Raw genomic sequence first — 11,996 nt, 5'->3', positions numbered from 1 at the left:
ATGGGTTTTTTTGACAGACTTAAAGAAGGATTGACCAAGACAAGAAAGAGTATAACAGAAAAGATTGACCAGGTATTAGTTGCATTCGGTAAGGTTGATGACGAGTTGTTTGATGAGTTGGAAGAAATACTTGTCACTTCAGATATTGGGGTAGATGCTTCTCTGAAGGTAATCGAGGACCTTAAAAAGAAGGTAAGAGAGCAAAGGGTTACTGATGCAATGAAGGTTAAGGAGCTTTTAAAGGAAGAGCTTGCAGAGATACTTGCCGAGGAAAACTCAGAGCTCAATGTTGAGTCCAAGCCGTCCATAATTCTTGTTGTGGGTGTTAACGGTGTAGGAAAAACAACCTCTATAGGAAAGATTGCAAATCTCTTAAAGCAGAGGGGTAAAAAGGTTATTTTAGCAGCTGGAGATACTTTCAGGGCTGCAGCCATTGACCAGCTTGAGATTTGGGCCAACAGGGTGGGAGTTGATCTGATAAGGCAAGCTGAGGGATCTGATCCTGCGGCAGTTATTTTTGATGCAATTCAGGCAGCCAAATCCAGAAAAGCGGATGTTCTCATATGCGACACTGCCGGAAGACTTCATACAAAAAAGAATCTTATGGACGAGCTTAAAAAAATATACAAAGTAATCGACAGGGAATTACCAGGTATTTCACGTGAAACCCTGTTGGTTCTAGATGCAACAACAGGTCAGAATGCGGTTTCCCAAGCCAAGACCTTTAATGAGATTTCCGACATAACAGGCATTGTTTTGACAAAATTAGACGGAACTGCCAAAGGTGGAATAATTGTTGCAATTAAATCAGAATTGGATATTCCTGTTAAGCTTATCGGCGTGGGAGAAAAGATGGAAGATTTACAGAAGTTTGATGCGAAGGAATTTGTGGAAGCACTGTTTTCATAAGGTGGATTTATGGGTGATAAATTAAATGTTTCATGCGTACAAATGAATTGCAAGCCTGGTGATATAGAGTTTAACCTAAATAAGGCCGCAGATTTTGCATCAGAAGCAAGGAAGACCGATACCCAAATGCTGGTTCTTCCTGAGCTTTTTGACATAGGCTATGATCTTGCCTCTTTGGATACACTGAAAATCAATACTCAAAAAACAGTTGATGCGGTGTCAAAGATTGCAAGAGACAATAACATGTTTATTGCGGCAGGTCTTACAGAAAATAACGGTGAGGCACTTTATAATTCATTATATATAATAAATGATTTGGGTGAAGTGGTTGAAAAATACAGGAAAATAAACCTGTTTTCATTAAGTAAGGAGAACCATTACTTTAAACCTGGGACAAAGCCCCAATCTTTTATTATAAAGGGCATTAAAATCGGAATAATGATATGCTATGATATAAGATTTCCCGAGTTGGGAAGAAACTACCTAAAGGATGGATGCAGTGCCATCCTGATTTCATCCGCATTCCCAAAACCCAGACAGGAGCATTGGAATACTCTTTTAAAGGCAAGGGCTGTTGAAAATCAGCTTTATGTAATTGCATCAAACAGGACAGGAAGGGTAGATTCGATTGAATTTGCAGGCTGTAGCTCCATAATAGACCCTTGGGGGGTGGTTTCCGATAAGCTTGATGATGAAGAAGGAATAATAAACAGCACCATAACCATGGATAAGGTGGATGAAGTAAGGAAGCTTATTCCGTGTTATGATGATATGACAAGGCTTGAAGGACTTCTTAGGATTTAAAGCAGGAAGAAAAAGCTAATAATTAAGGCAATGGGCGAATAGGAATAGGATTAGCAGCACATAAAACAATTAATGCCGGGAAATTCAAAAAAGGAGGTCGTAGTTGGCATGGATATTAATGAGTTTAATAATTTTTATGACAGGAACGAAATCAGGAATGTAGCAAAAAAGATCAAAGGAAAGGTAATTGGAGCTATTGCTATTTTTGCTGTAATATTAGGGCTGGTTGTAGCTGCCGGCATTTATCTTGATATTATCCAGTTAAACGAGATAGGAAAAAAGCTTTCAAGCATCTATATCAAGAACATTCAATACAAATTGATTTTCGGAGCATTTTCGTTTATATTGATTTTTGCTGCTATTAGTATAACCAATGTTTTCACTAAAAAAATATTAATAAAATTTTTAAAGAAAAATGGTACAGAAAGTAATATCAAGTTTCCGAATTTATCCATAGCCGCTCTAATCGCTCTCTTAGGGGCATTTATGACAAGAGACTTCTTCTATCAGAAGGCTATGACATTTTTTAATTCAGAGGTTTTTAACCTAAAAGACCCGCTTTTTAGTAAAGATGTTGGGTATTATGTTTTTCAGAGGCCGTTTCTCATTTCTCTTTATGATTTTGTATCTTATCTATGGATTTTTGTGATTTTTTATACCGCAGCATATTATCTCATTTCACTTGTTACGGTTTATAAGAATATCAACATTGAGGACCTGAAGTTTAAAAGCCTTGTAAGACACAATATAATAAACATTGCAATCTTTTTCCTTATAAAAGCAGTCTCCTATACATTTGAAAAAGAAGGGCTTCTTTTTGGAAGTTTTGCAAATGTAAGAGGCGTAGGATCTTTATTAGGAGCAGGATACATCGCAAATAATATCTGGAAGCTTTACTTTACCGTTGCACCGTTTTTGCTTCTTGCGATTGTGGCTGTGACATTTGTTTCTGTTTGGCGTGGCAAACTTAGGATAGCGGGGTTTTCTATAGCAGTATATCCGGCTGTCTGGATTGTGGTTAGCATCATAGCAGCAATAACCCAGATTGCCTATGTAAAGCCTGATGAGATACAGGCAGAAGGAAATTACCTTAAAAACAATATGACTATGACAAGAAAAGCATATAATATTGATAATATTGAAAGCTATCCTTTTAACCTTGAGCCCTTAAAGCCTGAAATAATTGAAAGGAACAAGGAAACCGTAGACAACATAAGAGTTGTGGACTATAAAGCAACCCTTGACAGCAACAAACAGCTTCAGGGATTAACAAACTTCTACAGCTTCCATGAAGGAGACATAATCAACTACAATATAAACGGCAAGGAGACACCCGTTTTTATATCCGCCAGGGAAATCAACAAGGATTTGCTTCAGTCAAAGTCATATACCAATATGATGTTTAAATACACTCATGGTTATGGTATTGTAATGAACCCAATTAACAGGTTCACCAGAGAAGGTCAGTCTGAATTCATAATCAGCGGACTTCAGAATGAGGAAACCGAGCTTAAAATAAAAGAACCTAGAATTTACTTTGGAGAACTCACAAAGGACTATGTTGTTGTTAATCCTGCCTCGGAAGGCAAGCTGAAGGAAACAGATTATGATGGAAAAACCGAGGTAAGTTACGACACTGTAAACGGCGGCGGAATTAAACTCGGATTTTTTAACAAGGTGCTTTTTGCACTTAAATACCATGATTACAACTTCCTTGTTTCCAGCAATATAACATCAAATTCAAAGATTCTTTTGAACAGGCAGGTAGTGGATAGGGCACAAAAGGCGGTACCGTTTTTAAAGGTAGACAATGACCCTTATATACTGCTGACGGATGACGGAAAGCTCAAATGGATTTTGGATGCATATACAACCACCAATCTATTTCCGTATTCCCAGGATTTCGGAGGATTTAACTATATAAGAAACTCGGTTAAAATAATTATCGATGCCTATACAGGTGCAACGGATTATTATATAATCGATAATAATGATCCTATGATAAAGGTATACAACAAGATATATCCAGGTATTTTTAACACCATCGATAAGCTTCCGGAATTCCTTAAAAATCATATGAGATATCCAGAATATCTCTTTAAGCTTCAGACCGAGGTGTTAAAGAAATACCATATAAAGCCTGACAGCGATCAAAATATAACCAACTTCTACGGAGGTCAGGACTTATGGAAATTGGCATCAATTCCTGACAAAGAATCAGGTGAGGAAATTCTTGAACCTTACTATAATATGATAAAGCTTCCGGGTAAATTCGGTAAAAAAGAAGAGCTTATACTGATGAGGCCGTTTACACCATCAGGCGAAAGGCATAATCTAGGCTCGTGGCTCTCTGTAAGAAATTCAATGGAAAACTATGGGCACCTAATACAGTTTACATTCCCTAATGAGGCACAGAATATATTCGGTCCATATCAGGTTGAGGTAAAGATTAATCAGATTGACTCTATCTCAAAGGACATAACTCTATGGAGTCAAAGCGGAAGTGCTGTATTTAAGGGAAATCTCCTGGTCATACCTATAGAGAACAGCATACTTTATGTTGAGCCTATATATATAAGGTCCACAGGTAATGCAATACCTGAGGTAAGAAGGATTATAACCGGATATCAGGAAGGAAACGAATTCAGGTATGGAATCGGCACCGATTTAAAGAGTGCACTTAATAATATGTTTTCCGCAAATCCAAGCCCTGTGGTGGATGGTAAGGAGATACCACCTGCAGATAACGTGGAGCCTGGGACGGATACTGCCAAGAACCCCTCACAAAATGGTAATACAGGAGATAAACAGCAGGTAATAGACCAGATTCTATCGAAGTATGATGCTTTGAGGAAGCAAATGGATGAACTCGATAAGCTCATGGAAGACTTAAGGTAATATCCTGTAAACACATTAAGGGGCTGTGTGTACATGCGGTTATTTAACCACTAGTGCTACAGCCCCTTAAAAATTATGATTTATTCTACAATATAATTCTACATGACAACATTAAATTTTATGCAAAATTATATTGCTAGTGGATTGCTCTCTTTTTGTTCTTTCCCCCCATAACATCAGATACATCATGTATAGTTACGAAAGCGTTTTCGTCTTTATCATTAATAATAGCCATTAGCTTTGCTATTTCCAAACGTGTAACTACAGAATAAATTATGTTTTTCTGCTGTTCCTCATAAGCTCCTTTTCCTTCTAGGAAGGTAACACCTCTTCCCAGTCTGGCCATAATGGATTCTGCAATTTCATCGGTATAGTCGGAGATAATCATTGCTGCCTTTGCTTCGTCTATTCCTTCAATGATGATATCTATAGCTTTATAAGCTATAAAATATGCCAGTATTGAATACATAGCCCTGTCCCATCCAAAAACCAAACCTGCACTGCTTAAAATAAATATGTTAAAAAACATGACAATTTGACCAACAGATAATATAGTCCGTCTATTTAAAACAATAGCAATTATTTCGGTTCCATCCAATGATCCCCCAAAGCGAATGATTAGTCCGACACCCACTCCCAGAATAATCCCCCCGAATACCGTTGCCAACAAAATATCGTCGGTTAAACTTGGAATAGGATGGAATATTGATAAAAAAAAGGAAAAACAAGTTATGGAAAAAATTGATGATATCACAAAAGACTTGCCGATTTGCTTATAACCAAATATAAGAAAAGGTATATTTAAGAAAAAAGTAAACAACCCAAGAGGTATCCCGGATAAATAGCTGGATATAATTGATATACCTACAATTCCGCCGTCAATAATTTTATTTGGTATCAAAAAGAATTCCAATCCAGCTGCAGCTAAAGTTGAACCTAGAAGTAAAAAGATGTATTTTTGGATTAATCGTAAAACTCGCTTTTTTTTTGTCATTAATTGACCTCCTTTGGGTGATTTGGGATAGGGCAGGCATATTGTTGGTATTATTATTAACAATTGCCTACCCTTTATTTATATTAAAATGTCAATAATCTAGCATTTATCACTTTTAATTTATTATTCTTTTTTATTTTTATTCATGGACTCAGCATCTTTTTCACTAATCTTATTGGCATAGTGACCGATTATAGTTCCGCCAACCAAAAAAACTACAACAAGTACAATTACAACTATAACTGTTATATCCATCTTATCACCTCCAATACACATAGACTAATAGTAAAATTAATCTATTAACTTAGTGTACTTATATTTTAGAGGTTATATGCTTGTACTTGGTACCGTGAAAATAATCGGAAAGCATTCTTTCTATCTTTTGACGGAAATTGAAGGGGTTCCTTTTTTCAGAATGTAATTGCGGGACATAGATAAAGAAGGCAAAAGGAATGCATGTAAAGAAAGGATTGGATGATAGATGCTTAAAAGCCGGCTTTTTAGTATCACTTACCGGTAGAAAGCTAACATTATGAGTAAGCGATAATATAACGTCATTTGTGCTGGGTGCTTGGTTTAAGATGTCAAGGTTGAAAGGAAGAAACAGGGCATTAATATTGAATAAAATTAGCAGTAATATAATTAATATTCTGTTATATATATTAAGCCTAAAAATCTTCAAACCGATTGCATCCTCCCATTATTTCTTAATCCTTAGCTTTATAAGGTTGTTGATCCTGCCGGGTACCGCAATATGGACAGTACTTGTAACCCGCAGGAAACTTTTTGTTACAAAATCGGCAGTTTTTTTTGTTTGTGCCGCCTTTGCCTTTTTCTGATTTGGTTTTGCTTAAGAATAACTGATACAGAACTTGAAACATGTCCGCTCCTTTTCTTCTTTTAAAGTAATTATAACTAATTAATACTAACACATCAACAAGTAATATATACTTATCAATATAATGCTTATTTCTAATATACCATATTTATTAATATTTAAATTGCGACTTTCCTTTTTTCGAGGTATAATCATAATATATGGACAATGGACTTTAAACATTAATATGTAAAGATGCTTGCAAGTTATTCCATTTTATACCTATCATTTCTTTCTATCACCCAAAATAAGACAAGCATCAGGCTTGGTGGTCGGCGATGGTTTACAACTTTGTGCCGGCAATCTAAAAGTGCATTACCATATAGTAAAATAATTTTTCAAAAGGGGATGTCATATGAAGAAAAGTCGAATTCTGTTGGTCTTGGCATTAGTATTAGTTTTTACCAGTTTATCTGTAACATCTGTTTTTGCAGATTCACTTCCGAGTATTGGTATCGAGCTTGACAAAACAGAGGCTAAGGTTGGGGATGTCATAAAAGCTACTGTTAAGGTCAATAATATTAAAAACCTCAATGGATTCCAAGTAAACATGAGATACAATCAGGAAGTACTGAAAGTAATATCCGAAGATGGGTCTGATAATTTTGGGGATGCATCATGTCCTAACAATGGTGAATTAATCAGAAACGAAAGCTATTCATTGTTTCCTGCCGCGGCTAATGTGATTTCAGCAGGAATATTAAACTTTGGCAGGTCCTACATAGATATGGGGTCTTACAAAAAAAGCAATAAGCCTGAAAGTACCGGCTCCATAGCTATATTGTACTTCAAGGTAATAAAAGATGCAGCTACTGAAATAGTATTCGAAGAGCTTGGTACCATGCCGGGTTCAAATAAGGGTACTTTGCTTTTTGATTGGGATGGAAATATCGTAAAAGACTACAGTGTAAATGATTCTTCTAAAATCAATCCCAATTCAAGCCCTGCACCTATGCCAAAGTATACAATGAAAGGGATTGAGCTTCCCAAAAATGAGGAAAAAAACAGTAACATATTTGTTTTTATTCTTGTAGCTGTTATTGTTATTGTTGTTTTACTTCTTGTTATATTCATGTTTGCAGGTAAAAACAAATCTTCCGGCGATACTGATGACGATGCTTTCATTGATGATGAAGATAGCCAGGATGATTATAGTGACAATGAAGATAACCAAGATAGCGACTCTCAAGACTTTGAAACAGATGATTCTGATTCTGCAGATAAAAACGATAAAATATAAGCATTTTGTAATAAAAACAAAGGGGAAGCGGTTAATTACTGCTTCCCCAAACTGAGAGGAGCGATTAATATTGAATAGGGCTGTTTTCAAACAATTAATCAAAAAAATATTTGTGTTTTCTGTCATTTTATCAATCTTAGGTTCAAACCTTCTAGTGGGATTTTCTGAAACGTCAGCATCAGATATAAAAATCAGTATAGGCTCAGGATCGGGGGACCCTGAGGCAGCAGTTACAATACCTGTAAACATATTGTTTATCCCAGCTGGTGGGATAAACAATATGGATTTTAAATTGAGTTACGACAGTAATAATCTTGAACTTGTGAGTATTGATGCAGGTAATATCTTTGATATACCGGTTGATTTTTCGTTCTTTAGTACTCCGGGTACTGGAATAGGGCAAATAAGCTTTTTATTTAGTGATTCCACCCAGGGTAGCTTCCCGCTGAAAAAAGAAGGTACTATGGCTAAGTTAAACTTTAAAGTAAAGAAAAATGCGGTTCAAGGTGTTTATAGAGTTCAAAAGATTAGTATGGGCTCATGTTCAATTTTAGATGCAAGCAAGAAAATGGTACATGTAAACATAGCTTTCAGTGATGGTCCCATAACTGTCATAAATGGTGCTACTCAAACGCCTGTTCCTACAGAGCTTGCTCCATCTGGAAGCGGGACACCTACTCCAAGAATTTCAGATACTCCTTCAGTTACACCATCGGCAGCGGCTTCGCAAAGCACTCCTAGAAATACTCCATCTCAATCACAGGTTATACCGACACCAACCACTGCTATAAAAGCAACGCCTATAATTTTGGTCAGCGAGAAAAAGAATCTCATTCCAAACGGTATTCCAGCTGATCTGGCCATAAGTGTAAAGACAGACAAGAATATATACAAGGAAAACGAGATAATAAAGTTTACTGTCAAATACCTTAACAGATTGGACAAGGCTGCATCAAATGTTGTTATAAGTGCACAGGTTCCAGACGGAACTTCACCCATAATGAGCTCTGTGAAGCCATTAGGTAAGCCAAAGGATAATGGCATAGAGTGGGAAATAGACAGCCTTGAAGTGGGCAAAGTAGGTGAAGTGGAATTTCAGCTTCAAGTAAAAAATCCTCCAGCTGAAATGTCAATTGTAAATGCAATGGTCACAATAGACAGTAAGGACAATGTTTTGAAGAACGATGACAACAAGTCAATAGCAAGGTTTCTCATAATGAAAGATAACATAACTTTCAACCACAAGAAGTTTATGAACGGATATCCCGACGGCACTATAAAGCCTGATAAGGAAATTACAAGGGCTGAGGTAGCTGTATTGTTTGCAAATTTGCTGGACCTTAATACATCCGATCAAACAGCAGGTACTTATCAGGATGTTAAAAAGGGGCATTGGGCATTAAAATACATAAATGCTGTTTCAAAAAAAGGAATATTCAAAGGAACAGTGGTAAAGGGAGTATCCCTGTTCAACCCAAATAGCTTTATAACAAGGGCAGAGCTTGCTACTGCCATATCAAGATACTTAAATCTTGGTGAAAACCTTACTCCGCTGGAAGTGCATTTTTCAGACGTATTGGGGCACTGGTCCATGAAATATGTGGAAGAAGCATTCAGGCTTAATATTGTCAGTGGTTACAGCAATGCTAAATTCCTGCCGAACAATAAAATAAAGAGGGCAGAGGTTTTGGTTATGTTAAACAGAATGTCATTCAGGGGCCCTGTTGAAAGTGATGAGGACAGCCCTTTCAAGGACCTTAGCAAAAAGCATTGGGCATATGGACACATAATTGAAAGCACAGTTGATCATAATACTATCTTGAACGGGCTGACTGAAGTAACGAAGTAAAATATAATCTGTTAAAAGCAATAATAAAAAGCAATAAAAAAGTGAGCTGTTGCACGACTTTAATGGGTCAGTTGATTTGCAACAGCTCTTTTTGATGTTTGGAAAATATGCCACAACTATTTATATATAAAGGAATTTTAGTGAAATAAAATGACTTTTTTAAATTAACAACATACGATTTAATGCAAGTTGCAAAAATTTGTTGTATAATATTACTATATAGGATTTTATAAGGAGGGTTGTCGATAAAGCAAATAAGTTTGGGTTTGTATATCAAAAGAGCATTAGAATTAAAAAGACTAATAAAGGCAATTATTGCCATACTTGTGCCTTAAGTGTACAAGCCTTGTTATTTTTTACTTGGAAGGGGATTATGTTTAAATGGTGTTAAAAAGTAAATTATCTGCAATTCTTTCGTTTATTATTGTTTTTAGTAGTCTTGCTGTGCCTTACATCAATGTAAATGCAAACAGTAATTCGCAGTTTATACTCGAATCGGATCGGACAAGTATAAAAATTGGGGATACCGTTAAGGTTTCTTTAAGGATAAAAGATTTTCCATCTTTTGCGGGTTATCAAGCAAATATCAACTATGACCCTACTGTCCTCAAGCCCGCTTACTCTGATGGAACTTACTATGATGGTACATCCACACCGGAGACAGGTGATATATTACAAAAAAGGTATTCTCCTACTGATATGGGAGCTCACAATCTGGATAAGGGAAACCTTACTTTTGGAAGAACCTACATGAATATGGCGAGCTATGAAGCTTCCGGAAATCCAGAAAGCTCAGGAACTTTAGCATATATTTATTTTGAGGTTCTGAAAACAGCAAACACAGAAATAAAATTGGAAAATGCCGCATCATTAACAAATGCAGTTAGCGGAACTATGGCTTTTGATTGGAAGGGAGCACAGTTTAGCGATTATACCGTTTTAGGGGCTGTATCACTGACGGGGCAAGTATCATCCCAGACCCCAACAGTTGCTGCGACCCCAACAGCTTCTAATAATGTTACACCCACAAGGTCAGCGGTTACTGGCACCAGTACACCAACAAATCCAAATAGAACGGTGACGCCTACAGCGGTTTCAAATACGCCTGCACCCACAAAAAAGATAGACATTGTTACATATATACCTGCAGTAATTGTAGAGGATCTGGCAATTTCTATAAGTGCAGATAAAAAGATATACAATGAGGGCAGTGTTATAACATATACAATAAAGTATAAAAACAGAACAAATGAGACTGCGGTAGGTGCTGAAATATCAGCAGACATATCGGATTTTACATCATTTGTAAGCGGGGCAAACGGTAGTATGGAGGATGGCAAAATCAAATGGAATATTGGAAATATTGCTTCCAACAAATCAGGTGAGCTTAAGTATGCAGTAAAGGTATTACCCCTAGACAAAGCTGAAGAGGAAATATCCACTACTGCAAGCATAAGCGTCTTACTTGGCTCGGAAGAGATAGCCCAATCAACGGTTAGAGTTTTGGCTACATCCAATAAGTTCGGAGAGGTTTCCCATAAAAAGTATATAAAAGGCTATCCTGATAACACATTTAAACCAACTAAGGAAATAACCAGGGCTGAAGCGGCTGTTATGTTCTGCAACATACTGGGTATTGATGTATCAGGCAATAACGACCAGGTTTTTGATGATGTAGAGAGTGACCATTGGGCAGCACCATACATAAACGCTGTGAACAATGCAGGCATTTTTAAAGGTGTCAGTGACGGCAAATTTGTTCCTAACGGTATGATAACAAGAGCAGAAATGGCAACTGCCATAGCAAGATTCTTAAGCCTAAGTGAGGCAGAGCCAATAGAGGTTCACTTTAAAGATATTTCTAATCACTGGGCGTTAAAGTATATTGAAGAAATTTACAGGGTAAAGATAACAAACGGATATAAGGACGGTAGGTTTTTACCCAATAATAAAATCAAAAGAGGAGAAGCAGTAACAATGCTTAACAATATGTTGCTGAGAGGCCCGTTGACTGGAGTCCCTTCAACCTTTGACGATGTAGGGTATGATTACTGGGCAATAGGACATATAGAGGAAGCTGCCAACGATCATACAAGCACCAGAAGTTCAAATGGAGATGAGGCTGCTTAGGCAAGCCAACCCCATATGTAGATAACAAAAAGTAAAACACTAGGTTTGCAATAGTGTTTTACTTTTTGTTATTTCTCAAAAAAACAATAAAAAGTAAAAAGGCTGTTTCATTAACAGCCTTTTTACTCAGTAATTATTTCAGGAAAGTATGGAATCTATTAAAATTAAGAAATTGGCGATTTAGACTCCCCTAACAAAACAAATTTAAAACAAACATTTAACTATTAATTATCTTCTAAAACAATTATATTTTTTTTATGCAAAAATATTAATGATTTTTATTTTAATTTAATGA

Annotated in this window: 9 protein-coding genes; 6 read left to right on the top strand and 3 right to left on the bottom strand. The window is 36.5% G+C overall.

Translation table 11 applies throughout. The annotated features are described in order from the left end of the window. The 3 genes from ftsY (at position 1) to VIO64_RS00425 (ending at position 4,611) form a co-directional block, all read left to right on the top strand. Positions 1-909 (top strand): signal recognition particle-docking protein FtsY, encoded by a 909-nt coding sequence (ftsY, locus tag VIO64_RS00435; RefSeq protein WP_331914113.1) that lies wholly within the window; start codon positions 1-3, stop codon positions 907-909. A gap of 9 nt (positions 910-918) precedes the next feature. Next, positions 919-1,713, top strand: coding sequence for a nitrilase-related carbon-nitrogen hydrolase (locus tag VIO64_RS00430; protein WP_331914111.1), 795 nt, complete (start codon positions 919-921; stop codon positions 1,711-1,713). 108 nt (positions 1,714-1,821) lie between these two features. Continuing rightward, positions 1,822-4,611, top strand: a complete 2,790-nt coding sequence (locus tag VIO64_RS00425) for a UPF0182 family protein (RefSeq protein ID WP_331914109.1) — start codon at positions 1,822-1,824, stop codon at positions 4,609-4,611. A 136-nt stretch (positions 4,612-4,747) separates the two neighbouring features. Here the strand turns inward: VIO64_RS00425 and VIO64_RS00420 are convergent, their stop codons facing one another. From VIO64_RS00420 to VIO64_RS00410, 3 genes are all read right to left on the bottom strand, one after another. Continuing rightward, positions 4,748-5,605, bottom strand: coding sequence for a YitT family protein (locus tag VIO64_RS00420; protein ID WP_331914108.1), 858 nt, complete (start codon positions 5,603-5,605; stop codon positions 4,748-4,750). A gap of 123 nt (positions 5,606-5,728) precedes the next feature. Beyond that, positions 5,729-5,860 carry a hypothetical protein gene (locus VIO64_RS00415; protein ID WP_331914106.1) on the bottom strand — a complete coding sequence of 44 codons (132 nt, stop codon included), beginning with the start codon at positions 5,858-5,860 and terminating at the stop codon, positions 5,729-5,731. 452 nt (positions 5,861-6,312) lie between these two features. Then, entirely contained in the window at positions 6,313-6,486 is a 174-nt protein-coding gene (locus tag VIO64_RS00410; protein ID WP_331914104.1) for a hypothetical protein, read from the bottom strand. 351 nt (positions 6,487-6,837) lie between these two features. On the opposite strand from VIO64_RS00410, the gene VIO64_RS00405 reads away from it, so the two are divergent. From VIO64_RS00405 to VIO64_RS00395, 3 genes are all read left to right on the top strand, one after another. After that, positions 6,838-7,722, top strand: a complete 885-nt coding sequence (locus VIO64_RS00405; protein ID WP_331914102.1) for a cohesin domain-containing protein — start codon at positions 6,838-6,840, stop codon at positions 7,720-7,722. Between the two features lie 70 nt (positions 7,723-7,792). Beyond that, the gene (locus tag VIO64_RS00400) at positions 7,793-9,571 is read left to right on the top strand and encodes an S-layer homology domain-containing protein (protein ID WP_331914100.1); all 1,779 of its coding nucleotides are present in this window, start codon (positions 7,793-7,795) and stop codon (positions 9,569-9,571) included. Positions 9,572-9,952: 381 nt separating this feature from the next. Next, the gene (locus VIO64_RS00395) at positions 9,953-11,701 is read left to right on the top strand and encodes an S-layer homology domain-containing protein (RefSeq protein WP_331914098.1); all 1,749 of its coding nucleotides are present in this window, start codon (positions 9,953-9,955) and stop codon (positions 11,699-11,701) included. Positions 11,702-11,996 lie beyond the last annotated feature (295 nt).

This window comes from Pseudobacteroides sp. (assembly GCF_036567765.1).
GTDB lineage: Bacteria > Bacillota > Clostridia > Acetivibrionales > DSM-2933 > Pseudobacteroides.
Note: the sequence above shows the minus strand (reverse complement) of the source record. Positions and strands in the feature narration are given on the sequence as shown.